The sequence below is a fragment of the Arthrobacter sp. NPDC057259 genome (assembly GCF_042668995.1).
Lineage (GTDB): Bacteria > Actinomycetota > Actinomycetes > Actinomycetales > Micrococcaceae > Arthrobacter.
Window position 1 is genome coordinate 237,982 of sequence record NZ_JBHUYA010000001.1, and the last position, 24,940, is coordinate 262,921.

At 70.1% G+C, this 24,940-nt stretch carries 27 protein-coding genes; 21 read left to right on the plus strand and 6 right to left on the minus strand.

Going from position 1 to position 24,940, the window contains the following annotated elements:
* Positions 1-114 precede the first annotated feature (114 nt).
* The 19 genes from ffh to ACFUCU_RS01165 all read left to right on the plus strand — a co-directional run bounded on the left by ffh (position 115) and on the right by ACFUCU_RS01165 (position 16,132).
* Positions 115-1,695: a signal recognition particle protein gene (ffh, locus tag ACFUCU_RS01075; RefSeq protein ID WP_364134996.1), complete on the plus strand. Its 1,581-nt coding sequence runs from the start codon at positions 115-117 to the stop codon at positions 1,693-1,695.
* Positions 1,696-1,764: 69 nt separating this feature from the next.
* The gene (locus ACFUCU_RS01080; RefSeq protein ID WP_377970114.1) at positions 1,765-2,514 is read left to right on the plus strand and encodes an alpha/beta fold hydrolase; all 750 of its coding nucleotides are present in this window, start codon (positions 1,765-1,767) and stop codon (positions 2,512-2,514) included.
* 10 nt (positions 2,515-2,524) lie between these two features.
* Entirely contained in the window at positions 2,525-3,622 is a 1,098-nt protein-coding gene (locus ACFUCU_RS01085) for an amidohydrolase family protein (protein WP_377970116.1), read from the plus strand.
* 75 nt (positions 3,623-3,697) lie between these two features.
* Positions 3,698-4,573, plus strand: coding sequence for a VOC family protein (locus tag ACFUCU_RS01090; RefSeq protein WP_377970118.1), 876 nt, complete (start codon positions 3,698-3,700; stop codon positions 4,571-4,573).
* A gap of 85 nt (positions 4,574-4,658) precedes the next feature.
* Positions 4,659-5,096: a hypothetical protein gene (locus tag ACFUCU_RS01095; protein ID WP_377970120.1), complete on the plus strand. Its 438-nt coding sequence runs from the start codon at positions 4,659-4,661 to the stop codon at positions 5,094-5,096.
* A gap of 209 nt (positions 5,097-5,305) precedes the next feature.
* The gene (rpsP, locus tag ACFUCU_RS01100) at positions 5,306-5,728 is read left to right on the plus strand and encodes a 30S ribosomal protein S16 (RefSeq protein WP_290257538.1); all 423 of its coding nucleotides are present in this window, start codon (positions 5,306-5,308) and stop codon (positions 5,726-5,728) included.
* Position 5,729: 1 nt separating this feature from the next.
* On the plus strand, positions 5,730-5,972 hold the full coding sequence (locus ACFUCU_RS01105; protein WP_290257539.1) for an RNA-binding protein: 243 nt from the start codon (positions 5,730-5,732) through the stop codon (positions 5,970-5,972).
* A 126-nt stretch (positions 5,973-6,098) separates the two neighbouring features.
* Positions 6,099-6,680, plus strand: a complete 582-nt coding sequence (gene rimM / locus ACFUCU_RS01110) for a ribosome maturation factor RimM (RefSeq protein WP_377970121.1) — start codon at positions 6,099-6,101, stop codon at positions 6,678-6,680.
* A gap of 1 nt (position 6,681) precedes the next feature.
* Positions 6,682-7,485, plus strand: coding sequence for a tRNA (guanosine(37)-N1)-methyltransferase TrmD (trmD, locus tag ACFUCU_RS01115; RefSeq protein ID WP_377970123.1), 804 nt, complete (start codon positions 6,682-6,684; stop codon positions 7,483-7,485).
* Between the two features lie 281 nt (positions 7,486-7,766).
* The gene (gene rplS / locus ACFUCU_RS01120) at positions 7,767-8,126 is read left to right on the plus strand and encodes a 50S ribosomal protein L19 (RefSeq protein WP_056738299.1); all 360 of its coding nucleotides are present in this window, start codon (positions 7,767-7,769) and stop codon (positions 8,124-8,126) included.
* Between the two features lie 99 nt (positions 8,127-8,225).
* Positions 8,226-8,903 (plus strand): signal peptidase I, encoded by a 678-nt coding sequence (gene lepB, locus ACFUCU_RS01125; protein WP_364135016.1) that lies wholly within the window; start codon positions 8,226-8,228, stop codon positions 8,901-8,903.
* On the plus strand, positions 8,904-9,923 hold the full coding sequence (gene lepB, locus ACFUCU_RS01130; protein ID WP_377970125.1) for a signal peptidase I: 1,020 nt from the start codon (positions 8,904-8,906) through the stop codon (positions 9,921-9,923). It begins immediately after the preceding gene.
* A 10-nt stretch (positions 9,924-9,933) separates the two neighbouring features.
* Complete coding sequence (locus ACFUCU_RS01135) at positions 9,934-10,620, plus strand: ribonuclease HII (RefSeq protein WP_377970127.1); 687 nt, start codon at positions 9,934-9,936, stop codon at positions 10,618-10,620.
* A 93-nt stretch (positions 10,621-10,713) separates the two neighbouring features.
* Complete coding sequence (locus ACFUCU_RS01140) at positions 10,714-11,040, plus strand: DUF2469 domain-containing protein (RefSeq protein WP_290257548.1); 327 nt, start codon at positions 10,714-10,716, stop codon at positions 11,038-11,040.
* Positions 11,041-11,146: 106 nt separating this feature from the next.
* Positions 11,147-11,503: a YraN family protein gene (locus tag ACFUCU_RS01145; RefSeq protein WP_377970129.1), complete on the plus strand. Its 357-nt coding sequence runs from the start codon at positions 11,147-11,149 to the stop codon at positions 11,501-11,503.
* Positions 11,504-13,048 carry a YifB family Mg chelatase-like AAA ATPase gene (locus tag ACFUCU_RS01150; RefSeq protein WP_377970131.1) on the plus strand — a complete coding sequence of 515 codons (1,545 nt, stop codon included), beginning with the start codon at positions 11,504-11,506 and terminating at the stop codon, positions 13,046-13,048. It begins immediately after the preceding gene.
* Positions 13,049-13,076: 28 nt separating this feature from the next.
* Positions 13,077-14,261, plus strand: a complete 1,185-nt coding sequence (gene dprA / locus ACFUCU_RS01155; protein ID WP_377970133.1) for a DNA-processing protein DprA — start codon at positions 13,077-13,079, stop codon at positions 14,259-14,261.
* Between the two features lie 126 nt (positions 14,262-14,387).
* A complete protein-coding gene (locus tag ACFUCU_RS01160; RefSeq protein WP_290257554.1) occupies positions 14,388-15,314 on the plus strand; it encodes a tyrosine recombinase XerC in 927 nt (308 codons plus the stop codon).
* Positions 15,315-15,628: 314 nt separating this feature from the next.
* A complete protein-coding gene (locus tag ACFUCU_RS01165; protein ID WP_290257555.1) occupies positions 15,629-16,132 on the plus strand; it encodes a DUF3145 domain-containing protein in 504 nt (167 codons plus the stop codon).
* Between the two features lie 91 nt (positions 16,133-16,223).
* Here the strand turns inward: ACFUCU_RS01165 and ACFUCU_RS01170 are convergent, their stop codons facing one another.
* Positions 16,224-17,240 carry an Lrp/AsnC family transcriptional regulator gene (locus ACFUCU_RS01170; protein WP_377970135.1) on the minus strand — a complete coding sequence of 339 codons (1,017 nt, stop codon included), beginning with the start codon at positions 17,238-17,240 and terminating at the stop codon, positions 16,224-16,226.
* A 117-nt stretch (positions 17,241-17,357) separates the two neighbouring features.
* On the opposite strand from ACFUCU_RS01170, the gene ACFUCU_RS01175 reads away from it, so the two are divergent.
* Both ACFUCU_RS01175 and ACFUCU_RS01180 read left to right on the plus strand, forming a co-directional pair.
* Positions 17,358-18,593: a M20 family metallopeptidase gene (locus tag ACFUCU_RS01175; RefSeq protein ID WP_377970137.1), complete on the plus strand. Its 1,236-nt coding sequence runs from the start codon at positions 17,358-17,360 to the stop codon at positions 18,591-18,593.
* A 52-nt stretch (positions 18,594-18,645) separates the two neighbouring features.
* A complete protein-coding gene (locus ACFUCU_RS01180) occupies positions 18,646-19,602 on the plus strand; it encodes an ABC transporter substrate-binding protein (protein ID WP_377970139.1) in 957 nt (318 codons plus the stop codon).
* A gap of 84 nt (positions 19,603-19,686) precedes the next feature.
* Here the strand turns inward: ACFUCU_RS01180 and fabF are convergent, their stop codons facing one another.
* From fabF to ACFUCU_RS01205, 5 genes are all read right to left on the minus strand, one after another.
* Positions 19,687-20,922 (minus strand): beta-ketoacyl-ACP synthase II, encoded by a 1,236-nt coding sequence (fabF, locus tag ACFUCU_RS01185; RefSeq protein ID WP_377970141.1) that lies wholly within the window; start codon positions 20,920-20,922, stop codon positions 19,687-19,689.
* Between the two features lie 180 nt (positions 20,923-21,102).
* Positions 21,103-21,348: an acyl carrier protein gene (locus ACFUCU_RS01190; RefSeq protein WP_290257560.1), complete on the minus strand. Its 246-nt coding sequence runs from the start codon at positions 21,346-21,348 to the stop codon at positions 21,103-21,105.
* 138 nt (positions 21,349-21,486) lie between these two features.
* Positions 21,487-22,539 (minus strand): beta-ketoacyl-ACP synthase III, encoded by a 1,053-nt coding sequence (locus tag ACFUCU_RS01195; RefSeq protein WP_377970143.1) that lies wholly within the window; start codon positions 22,537-22,539, stop codon positions 21,487-21,489.
* Entirely contained in the window at positions 22,536-23,465 is a 930-nt protein-coding gene (locus tag ACFUCU_RS01200) for an ACP S-malonyltransferase (protein WP_364135057.1), read from the minus strand. The genes ACFUCU_RS01195 and ACFUCU_RS01200 overlap by 4 nt, the downstream gene beginning before the upstream one ends.
* A gap of 87 nt (positions 23,466-23,552) precedes the next feature.
* Complete coding sequence (locus ACFUCU_RS01205; RefSeq protein ID WP_290257563.1) at positions 23,553-24,797, minus strand: CdaR family transcriptional regulator; 1,245 nt, start codon at positions 24,795-24,797, stop codon at positions 23,553-23,555.
* Positions 24,798-24,940: the final 143 nt, after the last annotated feature.

Consider the following 24,940-nt stretch of genomic DNA (forward strand, 5'->3'; position numbering starts at 1 on the left):
ACCCTAGATAGTCGAGTCCCGTTGTCGGGCCGGTTCGTTCCGGCGAGACAGTTCCGACACTGGCGCGCCGTTCCGGACGCCAGCTGCAGATCCACTGAAAGAAGTGCACGGCGCGTGTTCAATTCACTCTCTGACCGGTTGACAGCAACCTTCAAGAACCTTCGCGGCAAGGGCCGCCTGACCGAGGCCGACGTCGACGCCACGGTCCGGGAGATCCGCCGTGCCCTGCTGGACGCCGACGTCGCCGTGCCGGTGGTCCGCGAATTCACCTCCCGCGTGCGCGAGCGTGCCCTCGGCGCCGAGGTCTCCGGTGCGTTGAACCCCAGCCAGCAGATCGTGAAGATCGTCAACGAGGAACTCGTCGAGATCCTCGGCGGCGAGACCCGCCGGATCCGGCTGGCCAAGACCGGCCCCACCATCATCATGCTCGCCGGCCTCCAGGGCGCCGGTAAGACCACCCTCGCCGGCAAGCTCTCGAAGCACCTGAAGTCCCAGGGCCACAGCCCCATGCTGGTGGCCTGTGACCTGCAGCGCCCCAACGCCGTTACCCAGCTGCAGGTCGTCGGCCAGCGCGCCGGCGTACCGGTGTTCGCCCCGCACCCCGGCGCCACCTCCACCGAGCTGGACCACCCGGCCGGCGACCCGGTCGCCGTCGCCCGCGCCGGCGTCGAGGAAGCCAAGCGCACCCTGCACGACGTCGTGATCGTTGACACCGCCGGCCGCCTCGGCGTCGACGCGGACATGATGGAGCAGGCGCGCCAGATCCGCCGGGCCATCGTCCCCAACGAAGTCCTGTTCGTCATCGACTCGATGATCGGCCAGGACGCGGTCAACACCGCCATGGCGTTCGACGAGGGCGTTAACTTCACCGGCATCGTCCTCTCCAAGCTCGACGGCGACGCCCGCGGCGGTGCCGCGCTCTCCGTCGCGTCGGTCACCGGCAAGCCGGTCATGTTCGCCTCCACCGGCGAAGGCCTGGACGACTTCGAGCTCTTCCACCCGGACCGCATGGCCTCCCGCATCCTCGACATGGGCGACGTGCTCACCCTGATCGAGCAGGCCGAGAAGTCCTGGGACAAGGACGAAGCGGCCCGGATGGCGAAGAAGTTCGCCGACCAGGAAGACTTCACCCTCGAGGACTTCCTCGCCCAGATGCAGCAGATCCGCAACATGGGCTCGATGAAGAAGATGCTCATGATGATGCCCGGCGCGCAGAACATCCGGCAGCAGCTCGAGCAGTTCGACGAGCGCGAAATCGACCGGGTTGAGGCGATCGTCCGGTCCATGACCCCGCACGAGCGGGTCGCGCCGAAGATCATCAACGGTTCCCGCCGCGCCCGCATCGCCCGCGGCTCCGGCGTGCACGTCTCCGAGGTCAACGGCCTGCTGGAACGCTTCGCCCAGGCGCAGAAGATGATGAAGAAGATGGCCGCCGGCGGCGGCATTCCGGGCATGCCCGGGATGCCGGGCATGGGCGGCGGGGCCCGCAAGGGCAACAAGCCCGCGCCAAAGAAGAAGGCCCGCTCCGGCAACCCGGCCAAGGCCGCGCAGGAGCTCAAGGACGCGGAGGCACGGCGCGCAGCCGGCGCCAAGGCCGTCCCCACCGGCGCCTCCTTCGGCCAGCAGGGCGACTTCGACCCCTCCCAGCTGAACCTGCCCAAGGGCTTCGACAAGTTCCTTGGCGGCAGCAAGTAGCGACACGCTGCGGCGGGCCGCGGCGTATGTCGCGGCCCCGTTGACGGACCCGTGGAATAGGCTTGGAGCATGTTCAAGGAGCGCGTAGTTTTCGTCCACGGGGCCGGCAGTTTCGGTGCCGCGGCGTGGCCGAAACAGCACGGCGTGGCCTTGGCCTATGACGCGCTCTTCCTCCGCCGGCATGGCTTCGACCCGGTGGCCGAGCCGCTGGAAACCGACTTCGCGGCCGACGCCGGGATCGTCCTCGGCGCACTGGCCGACGACGGCCGCGGTGCCGCCGGAGGCCACGTCGTCGCCCACTCCCAGGGCGCCATCGCCGCGATGATGGCTGCCGTCGAACGGCCCGACCTGGTCCAGTCCCTCACGCTGGTGGAACCGGCCTGCCTGTCCCTGACGGCGGAACTGCCGGCCACCGCCGCGCACCGGGCCCTGATGGAACCGCTCTTCGACGTCCGGCACAGCCTGGGCGACGAGGACTTCCACCGCGAATTCGTCCGCCGGGTGTTCGCCGCGCACGCCCCGCTGCACGGCGCCCCCGGGGAAGTCGCGGCGGACAACGCCCGGGAGGCGCGGCGGCTCCGGCTGCAGGCGCCGGCCTGGGAGGCGCCCCTGCACATCGTCCCCGGCGTCCCCACACTGGTCCTCACCGGCGGCTGGGAACCGTTGTACGAGGAGATTGCCGGTTACCTCGTGGAGACCGGCGCCCGGCACCGCACCGCCCCGGGCGGGCACCGGCCGCAGGACTCACCGGAAGGGGACCGGGCGATCCGCTCCTTTATCGCCGACGTCGTCCGCAGCCGGCACGCCCGCGCCTCCTAGGCTGGGACCCATGAGCGGCATCATCGAATTCACCGGGCCCGTCCTCACCGCCGTGAACCGGGAGCGGCGCGGCCTGTGGTCCGTGGACGGGGTGCTGACCTTCGACCGTCCGGAGGCGGCGCCGGACCAAGTCATCGACGGGTGGGTAATCCCGGGACTGGTCGACGCTCACTGCCACATCGGGCTCGGGCCCGGCGGTGACGTGGACGCCGCCGTCGCCGAAACGCAGGCGCGCACGGACCGTGACGCCGGGACCCTGCTGGTCCGCGACGCCGGAGCGGTGCACGACACCCGCTGGATCCAGCAGCGGCGGGACCTGCCCCGGATCATCCGTGCGGGCCGCCACATCGCCCGAAGCCGCCGCTACCTGCGCGGCCTCGCCGTTGAGGTGGACCCCGGTGACCTGGTCGAGGAGGTCCGGAAGCAGGCGCGGGCGGGGGACGGCTGGGTCAAGCTCGTGGGGGACTGGATCGACCGCGACGCCGGGGACCTTGCCGCAAGCTTCCCCGCCCGCACCGTCAGGGACGCCGTCAGCGCCGCCCACGACGAGGGCGCCCGGGTCACCGCTCACTGCTTCGCCGAGGACACCCTCGATGACATGCTCGACGCCGGGATCGACTGCATCGAACACGCAACCGGGCTGCTGCCCCGGCATCTTCCGCGTTTCGTTGATCAGGGCGTGCCGATCGTCCCCACCCTGATCAACATCGCCACCTTCCCGGACATCGCCGCGCAGGCCGAACCCAAGTTCCCGCGTTACGCCGCCCATATGCGCGCGCTCTGGGAACGCCGGGCCGAGCGGGTCCTCGAGGCCCACGAGGCCGGGGTGGCCATCTATGCGGGAACCGACGCCGGGAGCGTCATTGCCCACGGGCGGATCGTCGACGAGCTGGAGGCCCTGCACGCCGCCGGACTGGGCGCGGCCACCGCCCTCGACGCCGGCGCCTGGTCCTCCCGGGCCTGGCTGGGCGCCGCCGGAATCGCCGAGGGTGCCCCCGCCGACGTCCTGGTCTGCGCCGCGGACCCGCGGCGGGATCTCTCCACCTTGCGGAACCTGCGCGCCGTCGTCCTCCGCGGGGTCGTCATCGGCGCGGCGTCCGCGGAATAAATTGAAGCTTCAAGTAATTTTATCTGGTGAGAGCCGCCGAACGACGGCAAAACCCCACAACACCGGAGTGATGCAATGACCACCAACGCCGCCACCCAGGACCTCTTGCCGGCCGACCTGTCGATGGGCACCGTGATGCTCAAGGTGGGCGACCTGGCGCTGATGACCGACTACTACCAGCGCGCCCTCGGCCTGGAGGTGGTGGCCGAGCAGGACGGCGGCCTCTACCTCGGACGCGGCCGCACGCCCCTGGTGCACCTCGCGCCGGCGCCGGGGCTGAACCTCCCCTCCCGGGGTGAGGCCGGGCTCTTCCACACCGCCCTCCTGTTCGAGGACCAGGCGGCGCTGGCCGCCACCGTCGCCACCGCAGCCCAGTACGATCCCCGGTTCTTCACCGGCAGCGCGGACCACCTGGTCAGCGAGGCCTTCTACTTCAACGATCCCGAGGGCAACGGCATCGAACTGTACTGGGACCGGCCGCGCGAGGAATGGTCCTGGGATGGCGCGAATGTTGTCATGGACAGCCTGGCGCTGCCGCCGCAGCGCTACCTGGAGCAGCACCTCACCGAGGCGTCGCTCGCCGGCCAGCACGAAACCGGCGCCGGCGTCGGGCACGTCCACCTCCAGGTCGGCGACGTGCAGTCGGCCCACGACTTCTACGTCGGGACCTTGGGCTTCGAAAAGACCGCAGGCTGGCACAGCCAGGCGCTTTTCGTCTCGGCGGGCGGCTACCACCACCACATGGCCATGAACGTCTGGAACAGCCGCGGCGCCGGCCCCCGGCGCGACACGCTGGGCCTGGGCGAGGTGCTGATCGAGGTGCCCTCCGGGGACGACGTCGGCGCCCTCGCGGACCGGCTGAAGGTCGCCGGCGTCGCGTCCCACCACACCGGTGCCGAGCTCCGGTTCGATGACCCCTGGCGCAACCGAATCCGGGTCGCCGTCCGCTGACCGGCCTCCGGGCCGCCAGCCGATAGGCTGGGACCACGCCACACGCCGCGGCCCCCGGGCCGCCCGAAATCCAAGGATGAGCCCCGTGGGATTTACCGAAGTCTTCGTCGCCACCCATGACGCCGCGCTCAAGCGGGCCGCTGCCCTCGCCGGGGGCGCCCCCGCCGGCCCGGACGCCGTCCGGATCGAGGGCATCAGCGACTACGAGATCGAACGGCTGGGCGACCTCGCCGGCACCGCCGTCCACGCCGCCGGCGCCGACTACGAACTCGCGATGGTCGACGTCTCCAGCGACGCACTGCTCGGCGTGCCCGCCGCCATGGTCCGGACCCTCGCCGAGCTGCTCAGCTACGAGACCGACGAGGGCGAAAGTGTCCTGGCCGATGTCGCCGGGCAGTGGGCGGCCGAGGAGGACATGCCCTTCGGTGCCGCCGAGGCCCTCGGCCACACCCGCCGGATCGCGGAGCTCGCCTCGGGCGTCGACCCCGCCGCCCGCACCGAACTGTACGTCTGGACCGCCTGAGCCGGACTGCGGCGCCACCCGCGGCGGCCCGCCGCGGGTGTCAAGTCGAAATCGGCGCGGTGATCTGGCACAATGATCAGGTACTTGATCTGCGTGGCCCCTCTCTCCGCGTCTGGATCTTGTCCTTTTAGAACCCCCTAGTATGGCCCGCCCCACGGGTGCAGAACGCCGGGTTCGACCCCGTTTCAGAAACAGGAGTGACCACAAAAGTGGCCGTTAAGATTCGCCTTAAGCGCTTCGGCAAGATGCGCGCCCCGTACTACCGCATCGTCGTCATGGACTCACGCTCCAAGCGTGACGGCCGTGCCATCGAGGAGATCGGCAAGTACCACCCGACCGAAGAGCCCTCGTACATCGAGGTCGACTCGGACCGCGCCCAGTACTGGCTCGGCGTCGGCGCTCAGCCGTCCGAGCAGGTTGCCGCGATCCTGAAGATCACCGGTGACTGGCAGAAGTTCAAGGGTCTGCCCGGCCAGGAAGGCACCTTGAAGACCAAGGCTGCCAAGGAAGGCTTCGTAGCCCCGGAGAAGGGTTCCGTCATCATTCCGGAAGCCATCACCAAGAAGGCCAAGAAGGACGACGCAGCCGAGGCCCCGGCCGACGCCGAAGCAGAGACCACCGAGGCTGAGTAACTTGCTGGCAGACGCGCTCGAACACCTGGTCCGCGGGATTGTAGACAGCCCCGAGGACGTCAAGGTCAGTGCCAAGAACAACCGCCGGGGGGACACCCTTGAGGTGCGCGTTCACCAGGACGACCTTGGCCGGGTGATTGGCCGCCAGGGCCGGACCGCACGCGCACTGCGCACCGTGGTTGCGGCGCTGGCAGACGGTGAGCCGGTGCGGGTCGACGTCGTGGACACCGACCGCCGCCGGTAGCGCAGCCAGCACACGCTTGATCTCTGTCCGGCCCCTCCACCAGCATTGGTGGAGGGGCCGGACTGTTTTGCGCACACTGCGCCCCCACAACGACCCATCCTTCCCATCCCCGAACAAGAGGACAGCATGCAGCTTCAGGTGGCACGAATCGGCAAACCCCACGGCATCCGCGGCGAGGTCACCGTCCAGGTGCTGACGGACGCCCCCGGTGACCGGTTCGTGCCGGGCACCCAGTTCGTCGTGGAGCCCGCGTCCGCCGGGCCGCTCACGGTCGAGAGCGCGCGCTGGAACAAGGAGATCCTGCTGCTGGCATTCGAGGAGGTGGAGACCCGCAACGATGCGGAGGCCCTGCGCGGCGCCAAGCTCTTCATCGAAACCGAAGAACTCGACGAGGACGACGACGAGGGCTGGTACGAACACGAACTCGTCGGCCTGGACGTCCGGGTGGGCAACGAGGTGGTGGGCACGGTGTCCGCGCTGCACACCATGCCCGTCCAGGACCTGCTGGTGGTCAAGGACCCCGCCGGCAAGGAGATCCTGATCCCGTTCGTGGAGCAGATCGTCCCCGAGGTCAACGTCGCCGAGAAGTACGTCGTCGTCACCCCGCCGGCGGGCCTGTTCGAAGTCAACACGGAAGCCTCCGCGACGCCCGACGACGGCGACTCCGAAGACAGTGCCGCCGAGGGCGCAGACGGGGACCGCGCCTAAGATGCGGATCGACGTCGTCAGCATCTTCCCCGAGTACCTCGCCCCGCTGGAGCTGTCCCTGATCGGGAAGGCCCGGCAGGACGGACTGCTCAAGCTCACCGTCCACGACCTCCGCGACTTCACCACCGACCGGCACCGCACCGTCGATGACACCCCGTACGGCGGCGGCGCCGGCATGGTCATGAAACCGGAACCGTGGGCCCAGGCGCTCGGCGCCGTCGCGGGGACTGCGGCGGCAGGGGAGGGTGAGGCCCGGAAACCCGTGCTGATTGTCCCCTCGCCCGCGGGGGAGCGCTTCACCCAGGCCATCGCGCACGAGCTCGCCGAGGAGGAGCAGCTGGTCTTCGCCTGCGGCCGGTACGAGGGCATCGACGAACGCGTCCTCGAATGGGCGGCGGACTACTTCACCGTCCGCCCCATGAGCTTGGGCGACTACGTGCTCAACGGCGGCGAGGTGGCGGTCCTGGCGATGGTCGAGGCCATCGGGCGGCTGCTGCCCGGTGTCGTCGGCAACCCCGAATCCCTCGTGGAGGAATCGCACTCCGACGGGCTGCTGGAGTACCCGGTCTACACCAAGCCCTCCAGCTGGCGCGGCCGGGACGTCCCCGCCGTGCTGCTCAGCGGCAACCACGGCAAGATCGCCCAGTGGCGCCGGCACGAACAGTACCGACGGACCGCGGAGCGCCGCCCCGACCTGCTCGAGGCGTTCGACGCCGGGACGTTGCCCCGCGCGGACCGCACCGCGTTCGCGGACCTCGGGTACAGCATCGAAGACGGCCGGCTTCGCCGCCGCGACGACTCCTAACCACTGCCACACACCGGACTTTCCCGCCGTCGTCGAGCGTCCGGCGGACTCCGCGGATTGAGCAAAACCCGCCATTCTGTGGCAAAATAAGTCCTTGTGCCTGCTGGGTGCGAACCTGCCACAGGGGGAGCGTCACCAACAGCGCGGCACCCCGGCCCGGTCAATTCCTGACTGGACCGGAACGACACATTTTCGGCGGTGATTTCCGGGCGCGACTGCGGCCGGGCTTGGCCGCCGTGACCCAACGTGAATGACCTGTGGCGTTCACCAGGAGTGGATCAATGCATATCCTCGATTCCGTCGACGCAGCCTCGCTGCGCAACGATGTTCCCGAGTTCCGCGCGGGTGACACCATCAAGGTGCACGTGAACATCATCGAAGGCAAGAACTCCCGTGTCCAGGTCTTCCAGGGCTTCGTCCTGGGCCGCCAGGGTGACGGCGTCCGCGAGACCTTCACCGTCCGCAAGGTTTCCTTCGGTGTCGGCGTGGAGCGTACCTTCCCGGTGCACTCCCCGATCATCGACAAGATCGAGCTCGTCTCCAAGGGTGACGTGCGCCGCGCCAAGCTTTACTACATGCGTGCACTGCGCGGTAAGGCTGCGAAGATCAAGGAAAAGCGCGACTTCCAGACCGCCAAGTAAGTCCCCGGACTTACTCCGCGGATCCACGGCCGGCCCGGCTCACCCCGGGCCAGCGCCACTGCGCCGATCAAGCACTTCACGCGTCAGGGGATGTGGACCATGGAACAGCCAAAACGCCGGCCCAGGAAACTGGGCTGGCGTTTTGTGCTTCTGGGGCTCGTGCTGGCCATCGCCATCAGCGGCCTGGTCAGGTCCCTGTGGCTGGACGTGTACTTCATCCCGTCCGCCTCGATGGAGCCGCTGCTGCGCGACGGGGACCGGATCCTGGTCTCCCGTACCGACTTCGCCGCCGACCCGATCCGTCGCGGCGACGTGGTGGTCTTCGACGGCCGCGGGTCCTTCGCGCCGCTGAACAGCGGCGCCGGCCCGGCCGCGGAGCTGGTGGCCGGGGCGGGGCACTGGCTGGGCATCACCGGCAGTGACACCACCTACGTCAAACGGGTCATCGGGCTGCCGGGGGACCGGGTGGTCTGCTGCGACGGGTCCGGCAAGCTCACAGTCAACGGCCAGCAACTTAGTGAACCGTATATATATCCCGGCGATGAGCCCAGCACCCTGAAATTCGACGCGATCGTCCCCGCGGGACGGCTCTGGCTGATGGGGGACCACCGGTCCAAGTCGGCCGATTCCAGGGGGCTGCTGGGGGCTCCCGGCGGCGGCATGGTGCCGCTGGACCGGGTGATCGGCCGGCCGGTGATGATCATCTGGCCGCTTGATAGATTTGCTGCACTACCGCGGCCCGACGCGGCCGCCACGACGACACAGAACGGACAGTAGATGCCCGAGACCGGACCCCGGACCCCTGAGCCCCATGGCCAGGCCGAACCCCGGGTGACGTCCGCGCCCATTCCCGACGGCGAACACCCGACGACGCGGCTCCCGGCCGTGCCGGACATGACAGCGCCGGAAAGGTCGGTCCCGGCGGCGTCAGCGCCGGAGACGTCGGCCCAGGAGACTCCCGTCCGCGGGACGTCGGCCGAGGGACCCCGGCCGGAGGCGCGGCGCATCCCGGAACGGGCGGCCGGCGTCGCGCAGGACGGTCCCTCGCATGCGGGCCCGACGTCGGCCCGGGCGCGCCGGGCGCTGGCCCGCGAGGGCCGCAATCCCGTGCTGGTCTGGCTCCGGGAGATCGCCACAGTGGTGGTCATCGCCGTCGTCCTGTCCTTCTTGATCAAGACCTTCCTGTTCCGGGCCTTCTACATCCCGTCCGAGTCGATGATGAACACGCTGGACGTCAACGACCGGATCTTCGTGAACCTGCTGGTGCCCCAGCCGATCGCCCTGCAGCGCGGCGACGTCATCGTCTTCCGGGACACCAAGAACTGGCTGGCCCCCGCGGCGCCGAAAGCGGTGGGTCCCATGACCGGGGTGCAGAACGCGCTGACGTTCGTGGGGCTGTTGCCGGACAATTCGGAGCAGCACCTGGTCAAGCGCGTCATCGGGCTCCCGGGCGACCACGTCATCTGCTGCGACGGCAGCGGCCGCCTGACCGTCAACGGCAAGGCCCTGGACGAGAAATACATCAACAGCGCCGAGGTCCCGCAGGTGCGGACGTTCGACGTCGTGGTTCCCGCCGGCAAGGTCTGGGTGATGGGCGACAACCGCAACCACTCGGCCGACTCCCGCGCCCACATGGAAACCGACGGCGGCTTCATCGACATGGCGGACATCGAGGGCCAGGCCGCCGTGATCGCCTGGCCGCTGAACCGCGTCAAGGCACTGGACAACTACCCGGACGTCTTCACCGGCGTTCCCGCTCCGTCCGGCACCCCCAGCAGCGCCCCGGCAGGAAAGTAAGGCAAGAGCAGTGTCCCTCGCACCAACCCTGGACTACGAACGCCGCTTCAAGGCCTCGGGCGCACGGTTGCTGGCCGGCATCGACGAGGTCGGCCGCGGGGCGCTGGCCGGCCCGGTCAGCGTGGGGATCGCCGTCATCGACCTGCAGCGGCAGAAACTGCTCGCCGATGTGCGGGACAGCAAGCTGCTGAAGGTCTCCGAACGCGAACGCCTGGAGCCGCTGGTGCGCGCCTGGAGCGTCGCGTCCGCCGTCGGGCACGCCTCCGCCGCGGAGATCGACGCCCTCGGCATCATCGCCGCGCTCCGGCTCGCCGGCAACCGGGCCTGGGCTGCCGTGCTCGCCGCCGGCGTGACGCCCGAGGTGGTGCTGTTGGACGGCAGCCACAACTGGCTGACGACCCCGGCCCAGGCCTCCCTGTTCGACCCGGACCCCGACGACGCAGGCCCGGCGGAGCCCGGCTGCGACGCCCCGGTCCACACCCTGGTCAAGGCGGATATGCAGTGCCTCTCCGTCGCGGCGGCGTCCGTGCTGGCCAAGGTCGAACGCGACCGGCAGATGGCCGCGCTGCACGAGGAATACCCCGCCTTCGGCTGGAACGAGAACAAGGGCTACGGCACCGCCGCCCACAAGGACGCCCTCCGCGCCGCCGGGCCCAGCCCCTATCACCGGGTGAGCTGGCAGCTGCTGGGCGACTGAGCCGCGGCGTCCTGGTAATGGCGCCTGCCCGTGGCGCCGGCGGTTGGCCGCCCCGTGGCGCGCGGCCTCCGCCCGATGGTGCAAGATGGAACCATGAGTGCCGAAGACCTGGAAAACTATGAAACCGACATGGAGCTGCAGCTCTACCGCGAATACCGCGACGTCGTCGGGCTCTTCAGCTACGTCGTCGAGACCGAACGGCGCTTTTACCTTGCCAACCACGTCGACCTACAGGCCCGCAGCGCCGACGGCGAGGTCTACTTCGACCTGACGCTTCAGGACGCCTGGGTCTGGGACGTCTACCGCTCAGCCCGGTTCGTCAAGAGCGTTCGCGTGATTACGTTCAAGGACGTCAACGTCGAGGAACTTCCGCGCAATGAGGAACTCGCCCTGCCTAAGGTCGAGGACCTGGGTAACTAGCCGATCGTCTCCCGCTCCGCCCCTCCTGCTGGACCCCTGGGCGGAGTTACCCACATAGCGTGATTTCCACCTACGTAATCCGCTCCGTGCCGTCCACGCTGGAGGGATGAGAGCCAAAGACGTATTGGGCCGCCGCGGCGAGGACCTGGCGGCCGGTTTCCTGGAGGACCAGGGGATCAGGGTGGTGGACCGGAACTGGCGTTGTTCCGCCGGTGAGATCGACATCGTCGCGCTCGACGGCGACGCCCTGGTCATCGCCGAGGTCAAGACCCGCCGGTCGCTGGCGTTCGGGCACCCTTTCGAGGCTGTCGGTGCGGAGAAGCTTGCCCGGTTGCACCGGCTCGGGTCGGCGTGGTGCCGGGAGCATGGGCTGCGGATGCCGTTGCGCCGGGTGGATGTCATCGCCGTGCTCGACGACGGCACCGGCGAGGCCGCCATCGAACACCTCAAAGGCGTGGGGTAGGTGGCGCTCGGCCGGACCTATGCCGTGGCCCTGGTGGGCCTCAACGGGTACATCGTCGAGGTCGAGGCGGACATCGGGCAGACGCTGCCTGCATTTGTGATCCTCGGGCTGCCCGACGCGTCGCTGAACGAGGCCAGGGAGCGGATCCGCTCCGCCGCGCAGAACTCCGGCATCCCCCTGAGCCGCCGCAAGATCACCGCCAACCTCATCCCCGCGTCGCTGCCCAAACGAGGCTCCGGTTTCGACCTGGCCATTGCCATGGCCGCGTTGCTGGCGGCCAACGATATCCGGTCCACGGGACGTCACGTCTTCCTCGCCGAATTGGGCCTGGACGGCCGGCTCCGCCCCGTCCGCGGGATCCTCCCGGCCGTCATGGCCGCCGTCCGCGCCGGCTACCCGGACGTGGTCGTGGCCCTAGCCAACGCAGCCGAGGCCGAACTGGTCCCCGGCGCCAGAGTCCGCGCCTACACCACCCTGGCCAGGCTGGCCTTCGACTTCGGCGCGGACCCGCAGGACCTGGCCCTGGACGCCGACCCGGGGGAAGAACCCGACGACGGCGACGGACACGTGGAGCCTGCGATGGTGCCGGACATGGCCGACGTGTCGGGCCAGGCCGAGGGACGGCGGGCCCTGGAGGTGGCGGCCGCGGGGGCGCACCACGTGCTGCTGACCGGGCCGCCGGGTGCCGGCAAGACCATGCTGGCCGAGCGCCTGCCCGGGCTGCTGCCGGACCTCGGCGACCAGGAGGCGATGGAGGTCACAGCCATCCACTCGCTCAGCTCGCTGACCACGTCTGCGGTGACGCTCCGCCGCAGGCCGCCTTATGAGAGCCCCCATCACACCGCCACCGCGGCCGCCATCATCGGCGGCGGTTCCGGCCTTCCCAGGCCCGGCGCCGCGTCCCGGGCGCACCGCGGCGTGCTGTTCCTGGACGAGGCGCCCGAGTATGAACGCCGGGTCCTGGACGCCCTGCGGCAGCCGCTGGAAAGCGGCGAGCTGATCCTCCATCGCGCCGCCGGCACCGCCGCCTACCCGGCCCGCTTCCAGTTGATCCTCGCCGCGAATCCTTGCCCTTGCGGCAAAGCCTCGGGGAAGGGCGTGCAGTGCAACTGCACCCCGACGATGCGCCGCCGGTACTTCGCCCGGCTCTCCGGGCCGCTGCTGGACCGGGTCGACATCCAGCTGGACGTCGAACGGGTAGCGCTTGCCGACTTCGGTGCGCCCCGGGCGGAGGAAGCATCGGCCGCCATTGCCGCCCGGGTCAGGGCGGCGAGGGACACCCAGCTGGACCGGCTACGGCCGCTCGGCTTCGAGACGAACGCGCAGGTCCCCGGCAGGGTGCTCCGCGGCGGGCTCCGGCTCGGCGCCCACCACACCGGCATCCTTGACCGCGCCCTGGAACGCGGCTCCCTCACCGCCCGGGGCTACGACCGGGTACTCCGCCTGGCGTGGACGGTCGCCGATCTCGCCGGCCGCGGCAGCCCCGACGCCGATGACGTCGGCCAGGCCCTGGCCCTCCGGCAGTCCGGCGGAGCAACCCCATGACAGCGTGTCCCACCCCGAGGAGAACAGCATGACCGCGAACGAACGCACCGCCCGGGCCGCCCTGTCCCGGCTGATGGAACCGCAGGACGCCGCGGGCCTAGCCCTGGTGCGGGCGGTTGGTGCGGAGGACGCGCTCCGGATCGCTACCGGCCAGCTGAAGGCGGGCCCGTCCACCGAGCAGGAGATCACCGGGCTGCTGGCGGAAGCCGGCGCCGGCGGGGGCTGGTCGGGCCTGGGCATGGCGTTCAAACGCTGGGCACCCCGCGTCCCGGACCTCGCCCCGGCACGGGACCTGGCCACCATGCAACGACTCGACGGGCGGCTGCTCATCCCCTCCGACCAGCTGTGGCCGGCGCAGCTGGCGGACCTGGGGCTGCAGCAGCCGCTATGCCTCTGGTGGCGGGGCGTGGAACAGGAGTTGCCTCCTCCCGCTAAGGCTGTCGCCATCGTCGGGTCCCGGGACAGCACCTCCTACGGCTCCTCCGTTACCGCCGACCTCGCCTACGCCCTGGCCCAGCGCGGCTTCACCATCGTCTCCGGCGGGGCCTACGGTATCGACGCCCACGCCCACCGGGCCGCCCTGGCCGGGGCGACCGGCCTGCCGACGGTCGCCGTGATGGCCGGGGGAGTGGACCGCTTCTATCCGTCCGGGAACGAGGACCTGCTCCGCACGGTGGCCAACCAGGGTGCGGTGCTGGCCGAGGTCCCTCCCGGCTCTGCGCCCACCAGGTACCGCTTCCTGCAGCGCAACCGGATCATCGCCGCCCTGGCCGGGGCCACCGTGGTGGTGGAGGCGCGCTGGCGCTCCGGCGCCCTCAACACCGCCCACCACGCCGAAACCCTCGGCCGGGCGGTCGGCGCCGTCCCCGGATCGGTCCACAGTGCCAACTCCGCGGGCTGCCACCGGCTGCTGCGGGAGGGCGGGGCGGTGTGCGTCACGGATGCCGCGGAGATCGCCGAACTCGTCTCGCCCAGCGGTGACTCCCTGCCGGACCCGGCAGCGGGACGGTCGGAGGCCCACGACGGGCTGACCCTGGAAGACCTGATCCTCCTCGACGCGCTGCCGTTGCGGGTCACCAGCACCGTGGAGAAACTGGCGGTCGTCGCCGGGCTAAACCCCGAGTCCGTCCGGGCCGGCCTGGGACGGCTCGGCCTGGTGGGCCTGGCCGAGTCCCGCCACGGTGGCTGGAAACGCTCGGCGGCGGCGGGTTAGGGCAGACGCCGTGCATCCCGCGTCGCCAAGAGGGGGCGGTACCGTGGCAAGCCCGCTCGAGCCGGAAGGAAACGGCGCGCCGTCGGGCTCCGCCGGGAAGCAGGATGGGGCTGGGAGAGTGGAAGGGTGCCAGCTCCAACCATCCCTCCCGCGCTCGCCGATGCCGCCGCCGCCTTCGGCCGGTACCTCGACGCCGAGCGCGGCCGCTCCGCCCACACCGTGCGCGCGTACCTGGCCGATGTCGAGAGTCTCCTCGGCCACGCCGCGTCCGAGGGTGCCACGGGACTGGGCGACCTTGAGCTCGGAACTCTCCGCCGCTGGCTGGGCGCGCAGAGCGAGGCCGGCATGGCCAGGGCAACGCTGGCCCGCCGCGCCGCCACCGCACGGGCCTTCACCGCCTGGGCCGTCCGCGAGGAGCTCTTGGCCGCTGACCCGGCCCTCCGGCTGCGGGCCCCCAAGCGCGAGAAGTCCCTGCCCGGCGTCCTGCAGCAGGGCCAGGTGCAACGCCTGGTCGCCGGCGCCGAAGCGGCCGCGGCGGACGGCGGACCCATGGCGCTACGGAACCGGGCCATGCTGGAACTGCTCTACGCCACCGGCATCCGCGTCGGCGAACTGACCGGCCTCGACATCGACGACCTCGACCCGGACCGCCGCACCCTGCGGGTGCTCGGCAAGGGCAACAAAGAGCGGACGGTGCCCTACGGTGTCCCGGCCGCTCTCGCCGTCGACGACTGGCTGCGGCGTGGCCGCCCCGCCCTGGTGGCGGACGGCTCCGGGCCCGCCCTCTTCCTCGGCGCCCGGGGTAACCGGGTGGACCAGCGGCAGGTCCGCAGCGTCGTCAAGGACCAGTTGGAGGGCCTCGGGGACACCTCCGCCACCGGTCCGCACGCGCTGCGGCACTCGGCTGCCACCCACCTGCTCGACGGCGGCGCCGACCTCCGGGCCGTCCAGGAGATCCTCGGCCACAGCAGCCTCGCGACCACCCAGATCTACACGCACGTCTCCGTGGACCGGCTCCGCAGCAGCTACCAGCAGGCCCACCCGCGCGCCTGAAACCGCATCCGCGACACGCCGAAAACCCGGCGGTGGCGGCGCGCTGCGCGGCACTGGCTTATTAGGGTGGGGTACGGCACAATGGGGTTCACGCCCGGCATCCACCACGTGGTCACGCGAAGCTCCCGAGTTTCCCGGCCACCACGGACCCGGACGTGATTTATGTCGAGTCACCGTGCATTCGAAAGCATTTGAGTCGCAACACAACTGAATAGTCTGGCAGGGGCATCAGCCCCGCACGCGGGCAACCGCGGCAGACGAACATCCTGGCAGAGGTCGTTGGGGAAGACGTACCTATAGCTATGGAGGATGGAATGTCTGTTGCACTAACCCGTGGTGTCCTGTTCGTTCACTCGGCCCCGACCGCCCTATGCCCCCACGTTGAGTGGGCCATTGGCTCGGTCGTGGACAAGCGCACGGACCTTGAGTGGACCCCGCAGCCCGCCGCGCCCGGAATGTTCCGGGCCGAGCTCTCGTGGACCGGTACGCCGGGGACGGGAGCTACTTTGGCGTCGGCACTGCGCGGCTGGGCCCACCTGCGCTACGAGGTGACGGAAGAGCCCAGCCAGGGCGTCGACGGCGGCCGCTGGTCCCACACCCCCGAACTCGGCATCTTCCACGCCGTCACCGACGTGCACGGCAACATCATGGTCTCCGAGGACCGCATCCGCTACGCCTATGAATCCGGCGCGGGCGACCCCTCCGCCGTCTACCACGAGCTCTCCCTGGCCCTCGGCGAGGCCTGGGACGAGGAGCTGGAGCCCTTCCGGCACGCCGCCGAGGGCGCCCCCGTGCGCTGGCTCCACCAGGTCGGCTAGCACCCCACGACTCCCCGGCAGGCTCCGGCGCCGCTTCCTCCATGGCGGCGCACAGAGCCAGCGGGAGGGAGCTGACCGGGGACTGCCCTGCCTACCAGGGCGAAATCGGCACCGTCCCGATGCGCCGGCCCTCGGCGTCGCACAGGTGCCCCATCCGCTTGGGCGTGCTCAGCGCCACCATCCGGTCCAGCACGCCCAGGGTCGGGAAGACGGCGCTCGTCCGCGCCTCCACCCGCTGCAACTCGCCGAGATCCCTTACCCAGAACGTGGCGTAAAGGTTGGCCGTCCCCGTCACCGCCGCCACGAACCGGCACTCCGGCCACGCGGCCAACTCCCGGCCGATCCGGTCCAGGTCCTGCCCCGGCGCGACGCCCAGTAGCGAGGCCTGGATCGGCCAGCCTGCCAGCTGATGGGCGATCTCGCAGCGGAAGGTCATGATCCCCGAGGAGATCAGGCGGTTCACCCGGCGCCTCGCCGTGGCCGTGCTCGCGCCCGTCAACGATGCCAGCTCCGCCCATCCCAGCCGCCCGTCCAGGGACAGGTGCTCCAGCAGGGACCGGTCCAGGTCGTCCAGGACCATGGCGTAGGTGCCTTGACCCACGGACATGGTGCTCCGGTTGAGGACATTGAGCTGGCTCGGGTCCAGCGACCGTAGCCGCCAGCGGCTCCCTTCCAGATAGAGGGACGTGGTGAGAAGCACGGACACGGACACCACCCCCGGCACCCCGTAGACCTTGGTGGTCAGGAAGACGTCCAGTTCGCGCAGGTCACGGGTCAGCACGTCGCAATTGATGTCGTGACCGCCTGTGGCGACCTCAATCGTGGCAACCTCGGGACACACGGAGAGCCGCTCCACCAATCCCGTCCGGGTACCCGGATCCGCGCGGATCATGACGTAGGAGATGCAGCGGCTGCGGCTGAATTCCCGACCGAAAGAGGCCGTGATCCAGGCCAACCCCGCGGCGGTCATCCGGTCCCACCGGCGGGCGAGTGTGGTCGCCGTCGTGCCCAGTGGACCGGCCAGTTCCGCCCAGCTGGCCCGCGGGCGCAGCTGCAGGGCGTTCACCAGCGCCAGGTCCAGCTCACCCAGCGTGACCGAATCCTGCATATTACGGAGAGTAGAGTCCGTTTCCGTCAATTTGGGCATCTGCATTGGCCAAGTATCACACGGTGGAGGGGTTGATCCGGTCCCCGTGACCGCCCGACTACCGAAAGCATGGAGAGCGTGACGATCTCAGACACCAGGAAACCCACCCGTACTCAGGAACTGGCGGCGGAGCTCGCCGACGGGCTCGTCTCGTTCCGGCGGGAGCTGCACCGGATCCCGGAGCTGGGCAACGACCTGCCCCTGACCCAGCGCCGGCTCCTTGCCGAACTGGAGGGCCTCGGCCTGGAGATCACGCTGGGACGGAGCCTGAGCTCCGTGACGGCGGTCCTCCGCGGTGGCGCAGTGCCGGCCGGCGGAACCAAGCCCGTGGTGCTGCTCCGCGGCGACATGGACGCCCTGCCCGTGACCGAGGACAACGGGCTGGAGTACCGCTCGTCGCACGAGGGGCTGATGCACGCCTGCGGCCACGACATGCACGTCGCGGGCCTGGTGGGCGCGGCCCGGATTCTGTCCTCGCTGAAGGACGAGCTGGCCGGCGACGTCGTGTTCATGTTCCAGCCGGGGGAGGAAGGCCCCGGGGGAGCGCTGCCGATGATCGAGGAGGGCGTCCTCGAGGCCGCGGGACGCCGCGTGGACGCGGCCTTCGGCCTGCACGTCTTCTCCGCGGCGCACCCGCGCGGCGTCTGGTTCGGCCGCCCCGGCCCCCAGATGGCCGCAGTCGACGACCTCCACGTCCGGTTCATCGGATCCGGCGGCCACGGCTCCCAGCCGCACCACGCCAACGACCCTATCCCGGCCCTCTGCGAGGCGGTCACCGCACTGCAGACGATGGTGACCCGGGCCTTCGACGTCTTCGACCCGGTGGTCCTCACCGTGGGACGGATCGCCGGCGGCACCCGGGAAAACATCATCCCCGAGCACGCCGAATTCGACGCGACCGTCCGCAGCTTCAGCGCCGAATCCCGGGCCGCCATCAAGGAACGCAGCGTGCGGCTGCTCGAGGGCATCGCCGCCTCCCACGGCCTGAAGGCCGACGTGAACTACCACGAGCTTTACCCGGTCACGGAGAACGCCCCGGACGCGTACGAGCTGGCCCGCCGCACCATCGTGGACCTCTTCGGCGAGGACCGCTACGAGCCCATGGCCAACCCGATGCCAGGCGCCGAGGACTTCTCCTTCGTCGGCAACGAGGTCCCGAGCGCCTACCTCTTCCTCAGCGCCTGCGCCCATGGCGACCCCGCCGACGCAGGCTCCAACCACTCACCCCACGCGCTCTTCGACGACGCCGTGCTCCCCGACGCTGCCGCCTGGCTGGCCGAGGTGGCGCTGCGCCGGATCAACCAGGGAGCCTAGGACAGCCCGCCCGACCACCGCGTGGGAGGGCACCAGGAAAGGTAGTAACAGCATGAACGTACTGAATGGGCAAGGCCTCCGCACGGCGGCGGCCGCAGCGGCCGTCCTCGTCGCCCTGAGCGCCTGCACGAACGCGTCCGAGGCGGGGTCAGGTTCCGGGGCGGGTTCGGGCACCGGCGGCAGCGGGCAGGCGACGGCGACGTTTGACCCGGGAACCGTCGCCAAGGACGACGCCCTGGCCGCCAAGGTGCCGGACCAGGTCCGGTCCAAGGGGAAGCTGACGGTCGGCTCGGACACCACCTACGCCCCGGCGGAGTTTCTCGCGGCCTCCGATGGCCAGACCCCGGTGGGGTACGACGTCGACCTGGCCAAGGCGATCGGCGCCACCCTGGGCTTGAAGGTGGAGGTGCAGACCTCCCCGTTCGAAGGCATCCTCCCGTCGCTCGGCCCGAAGTACGACCTGGGTGTGTCCTCGTTCTTCATCACGAAGGAGCGCAGCAAGGCCGCCAACTTCGTCAGCTATTTCCAGGCCGGGACGCAGTGGGCGGTGCAGAAGGGCAACCCGAAGAACATCTCCCTGGACGACCTGTGCGGGAAGACCGTCGGGGTGCAGACCGGAACCTTCCAGGAGAACCCGGACATCTCCGGACGGAGCGCCCAGTGCGTCGCGGCCGGCAAGCCCGCGATCGACGTCGTCTCCCTGAAGAACCAGACCGACGTCACCACCCGTCTGGTGGCCGGGGGCATGGACGCCATGGCTGCCGGGTCCATCACGGTGGCCTACGCCATCACCCAGTCCGACGGGAAGCTGCAGACCCTCGGCGACGTCTACGGCGCCTCGCCGGTGGGCATCGCCGTCGCCAAGTCTGACACCGGCCTCGCCGACGCGGTGGCCGGCGCCACCAACAAGCTGATCCAGGACGGGACGTACAAGAAGATCCTGGCGGCGTGGGGCACCGACGGCGGCGCCATCGCCAAGGCCGAGGTCAACCCCACGGTCAATAAGTAACGGCCGGGCCAACGCAAACAACGGCGGCCAGGTTCCCCGCGAAGGGAACCTGGCCGCCGTCGTTCGTGCTGCGTGCGGTGGACGCTAGATGCTGCGCACCGCGATCACGGCGTTGTGGCCGCCGAAGCCGAAGGAGTTGCTCAGCGCGACGATGTTGCCGGCCGGGAGCGCCCGCTCGGAGGTCACGACGTCCAGCGGGATCTCCGGGTCCTGGTTCTCCAGGTTGATGGTGACGGGAGCCTTGCGTTCGTGCACGGCGAGGACCGTCAGGACCGCTTCCACGGCACCGGAGGCACCCAGCAGGTGGCCCATCTGGGACTTGGTGGCGGAGACCGCCACGTTGTCCACGTGGTTGCCGAGGGCGGCCTTGAGGGCGGTGTACTCGGGCTTGTCACCGACCGGGGTGGAGGTGGCGTGCGCGTTGACGTGCACCACGTCCTCGGCCTGGATGCGGCCGTCGAACATGGCTGCCTTCAGCGCGCGGGTGGCGCCCAGGCCCTCGGGGTCCGGGGCGGTGATGTGGTACGCGTCCGCGGTCACCGAGGTCCCGGCCAGTTCGGCGTAGATCCGGGCGCCGCGGGCCAGGGCGTGCTCCTCGGCCTCGAGGACCAAGGCGCCGGCGCCCTCACCCATGACGAAGCCGTCACGGTCGCGGTCGTACGGGCGGGAGGCGTGCTCGGGATCGTCGTTGCGGCGGGAGAGGGCCTGCATCGAGGAGAACGCGGCGATCGGCATGGGGTGGATCGCGGCTTCGGCGCCGCCGCAGACGACGACGTCGGCCTTCCCGGAGCGGATCAGCTCCAGTCCCATGTGCACGGCTTCGGTGCCGGAGGCGCAGGCCGAGACGGGGGTGTGGGCGCCGGCCCGGGCTCCCAGGTCCAGGCTGACCGCAGCGGCGACGCCGTTGGGCATCAGCATCGGAACGGTCATCGGCAGGACGCGGCGGGGGCCCTTTTCGCGCAGGGTGTCCCAGGCATCCAGCAGGGTCCAGACCCCGCCGATGCCGGTGGCGAAGGCCACTGCCAGGCGGTCGTGGTCGATGCCGTCGATGTTGGCGTCGGCCCAGGCCTCACGGGCGGCGATCACGCCGAACTGGGTGGACGGGTCCATGCGCTTGGCTTCGACTCGGCTCAGGACCTCGAGGGCGGGGGTGGAGGCGCGGGCGGCGAAGTGGACGGGCAGCTCGTACTTGGCAACCCAGTCATCTTCGAGCGTATGCGCGCCGGAGACGCCCTTGAGCGCGTTCTCCCACATTGTGGGGACATCGCCGCCGATGGGTGTGGTGGCACCCAGACCGGTGATGACTACTTTGCGTGCCATGGGATCACTCTTTCGTCGGTGCGCGTGCCGCTTACGGTGCCAGCCAGGGCGCCGGGGCCTGCGTAGGAAACTCGGTGGTCAGTCAGTGAATCGGGGGAGCGCCGGGAGCCGCTGTGTCAGCGGCACCCGGCGGCCCGCGGTACCGCCCCCGTGGGGGACAGTGCCAGGGACCAGGCGGAATTAGGCCTGGGCGTTGGCGATGAAGTTGACGGCGTCGCCGACGGTCTTGAGGTTCTTGACCTCTTCGTCCGGGATGCGCACACCGAACTTTTCCTCGGCGTTGACCACGATGGTCATCATCGAGATGGAGTCGATGTCCAGGTCCTCGGTGAAGGACTTGTCCATTTCGACGGCCTCGGGGGCCAGACCGGTCTCTTCGTTGACGATTTCGGCCAGGCCGGCCAGGATCTCTTCGTTGTTAGCCATGGTGGCTCCTTCTTTTGTTGGTGCCATCGGCCGCCGGACGGGTCCGGAGCGTTGGGCGGAGTGGTTCGGGCCGAGGGTTCGGCCCGGTGGGGGAATCCGGGCTGCCTTCCGTGCCGGCACCCGGGAAGTCACGGTGGACTACGGCAGCACGATCACCTGGGCGCCGAAGACCAGCCCGGCGCCGAAACCGATCTGCAGGGCCAGTCCGCCGCTGAGGCCGGGGTTGTCCTGCAGCAGCCGGTGCGTGGCCAGCGGAATGGACGCCGCCGAGGTGTTGCCCGCCTCGGCGATGTCCCGGGCGATGATGACCGATTCCGGCAGCTTGAGCTGCTTGGCCATCTCGTCGATGATCCGCATGTTGGCCTGGTGCGGGATGAAGGCCGCGAGGTCCTCGGCCTTGACGCCGGCAGCGTCGAGGGCCTGCTGGGCCACCTTGGCCATTTCCCAGACCGCCCAGCGGAACACGGTCTGGCCGTCCTGGCGCAGCGTGGGCCAGAGCGCGGCCTCGGTGACGGCGGCTCCGCCCTCGCTGAGGGCGCCCTTGCCGGCGGCGTGGTCGCGGATGTCCAGCATCGAGTGGGTCATGCCGATGGCGTCCCACTTGCTGCCGTCCGAGCCCCAGACCGACGGGCCGATGCCCGGGGTGTCGGAGGGGCCGATGACGACGGCGCCCGCGCCGTCGCCGAGCAGGAAGGAGATGGTGCGCTCGGTGTTGTCGATGACGTCCGAGAGCTTCTCCGCGCCAACCACCAGCACGTACTTGGCGGCACCGGAGCGGACCAGGGCGTCGGCCTGGGCGATGCCGTAGCAGTACCCGGCGCACGCGGCGGAGATGTCGAAGGCCGGGGCCGGAGTGGCGCCCAGGCGGTCGGTCAGGCTCGCGGCCGCGGAGGGGGTGGCGTAGGGGTGGGTGACCGTGGAGACGATCACGGCACCGAGCTCGGAGGGGTCGACGCCGGCGCGTTCGAGGGCCTCGCGGGCGGCGCCCTCGGCCATGTCGATCACGCTGACGTCTGCGGGGGCGCGGTGCCGGGTGACGATCCCGGTGCGCTGGCGGATCCACTCATCGGAGGAGTCGATCCACTGGCAGACGTCCTCGTTGGTGACGATGACGTCGGGACGGTACGCACCGACGCCCAGTACGCGGGTGCCGTTCTGCAGGGGAGCCTGCTTCAGCGTAGGAGTGCTCATTTTCCTCCCTCAAGTTCTGCGAATAGTGCCAGGGCATCGGACAGATCGTCCGGTGTCTTGACGGTAACAGTCTTCACGCCGGGCATGCCGCGCTTGGCCAGGCCGGCGAGGGTGCCTGCCGGGGCCAATTCGATCAGGCCGGTGACGCCGCGCTCCACCAGGGTCTCCATGCAGCGGTCCCAGCGGACCGGGCGGGAGACCTGGGCGATGAGGCTGTCCACCGCGGCGCCGCCGTCGGTGACCTGCGCGCCGTCGAAGTTCGAGAGCAGGGGAACCTGCGGGTTGCGGGGGTGAAGCGTGGGGCGCAGCGCCTGCAGTGCGGCGACGGCGGGGGACATGTGGGAGGTGTGGAACGCCCCGGCAACCTTGAGCGGGATGACCCGGGCCTTGGCCGGCGGCTTGTCCGCGAGGGCCTTGAGCTGTTCGAGGGTGCCGGCGGCGACGGTCTGTCCGGCGCCGTTGACGTTCGCGGGGGTCAGCCCGGCGGCCTCGATGGCTGCCAGGACCTCGGCGGGGTCGCCGCCGACGACGGCGCTCATTCCGGTCGGGGTGGCGGCGGCCGCGGCGGCCATGCCGTTGGCGCGTTCCCGGACGAAGGTCATCGCCTCGGTCTCGGTGAGGACACCGGCCAGCGCGGAGGCGGTGATTTCGCCCACCGAGTGCCCGGCGAGGATGACGGGGAGGGTTTCGAGTTCGACGTCGAACAGGGCCTTCGCGGCGACCAGTCCGGCCGCGACGATCAGCGGCTGCGCGACGGCGGTGTCCTTGATGGTTTCCTCATCGGAGGTGGTGCCGTGGGCGGTGAGGTCGATACCTGCTATTTCGCTCAGGGAGGCCAGGTGGCCTGGGACGGAGGGCAGTTCCAGCCAGGGGGCCAGAAAACCGGAGGTCTGGGAGCCCTGTCCAGGGCAGACGATTGCAAGCACGTATCCAGCTTTCCAAATGCCGCGTGATTCATCGGTACTTTCATGCACCAAGCTCACTGGGTCAGTTTGTAGGAAGTCTACAACCTCTCAGCCGCCGTTGCGGGATGGCTGACGCTCCACGGCGGGCTTCGGCGGGGTGGAGAGACGCCCCACCACGAGGGCCGCCTGGAGCACGAACGCCTCCCGCGGGATCAGCGGATCCCAGCCGGTCACGTCGCAGACCCGCTTGAGCCGGTAACGGACCGTGTTGGCGTGGACGAACAATTCCCGGGCCGTGGCCTCGAGCGAATGACCCAGTTCCAGGTAGGTCCCCAAGGTCTCCACCAGCCCGTTCGAGGCGGCCAGGAGGGGCCGGTAAATGTTCTTCACCAGGGATCGGCGGGCCGCGTCGTCGCCGGAGATGACCCGCTCCGGCAGCAGGTCGTCCGCGGCCACCGGGCGGGGGGCCGAGGGCCAGGCGCGGGCCGCGGTGAGACCGGCGAAGGCGGACTGGGCGGAGCTGCTGGCCTCCGGCAGGGAGGCTGCCTCAGCGCCGTACACGACGGGACCGGGGGCGAAGAGTTCGCTGAGCTTCTGGCAGGCGGTCTCCCGGTCCTGCACGCCGCCGAGGATCAGGATCAGCCGGTCGCCCTGGATTCCCACCAAAGCGTCCTCGGCGAACCGGCCGGCGGTGCGGCGCAGCTCGCTGACGTAGCTGGCGCTGGGTTCCGAGGGCGAATTGCCCACCATGACGGTGAAGCGTTCCTGCGCCTTCCAGCCCAGGGCCGCGATCCGGGACCGCAGGGCGTCGGTGTTCTCTCCGCGCAGGATGGCGTCGACGATCAGGGCTTCCAGCCGGGTGTCCCAGGAGCCGCGGGTCTCCGCGGCGCGGGCGTAGACGTCGGCGGCGGCGAAGGCGACCTCGCGCGAGTAGCGGAGCACCGCCTCGCGCAGGGCGGCCTGGTCCGCCTCGGGGGCGATGATCGGGACCTGCTCCTCGACCACCTCCACCACGATCCGGATCAGCTGGAGCGCCTTCTGCAGGCTGATGGAGCGGGTCAGTTCGGTGGGGGCGGTGCCGAAGACGTCGGAGAGGATCCACGACGGCGAGCTGGGCCGTTCGAACCAGGTGACGAAGGCGGCGATGCCGTTCTGGGCCACCATGCCGAGCGCGGAGCGTTCGTCGGAGTTCAGCCGGCTGTACCAGGGCAGTGAGGATTCCAGCCGCCGCAGCGTGGTGGTGGAGAGCTGGCCGACGCTGGAGCGGAGCTTCTTCAGCGTCTCGGCCTTCTCCGGGGACAGGGTCCGGGCGGCGGATTTGCGCTGCGCGGGGGTGGGGGTGGGCTCTGCCATGACAACGAGCATACGGCGCCCGCCTGACAAGCTCCATTTGTGCGAAGGCTACAACTTGCTTTGCGCTGGATCACACGGCGGGACCGCCGTGGTTAAAGCCCGACGGCGGCCCCCACACCGTGGGGACCGCCGTCGTCGTGTTT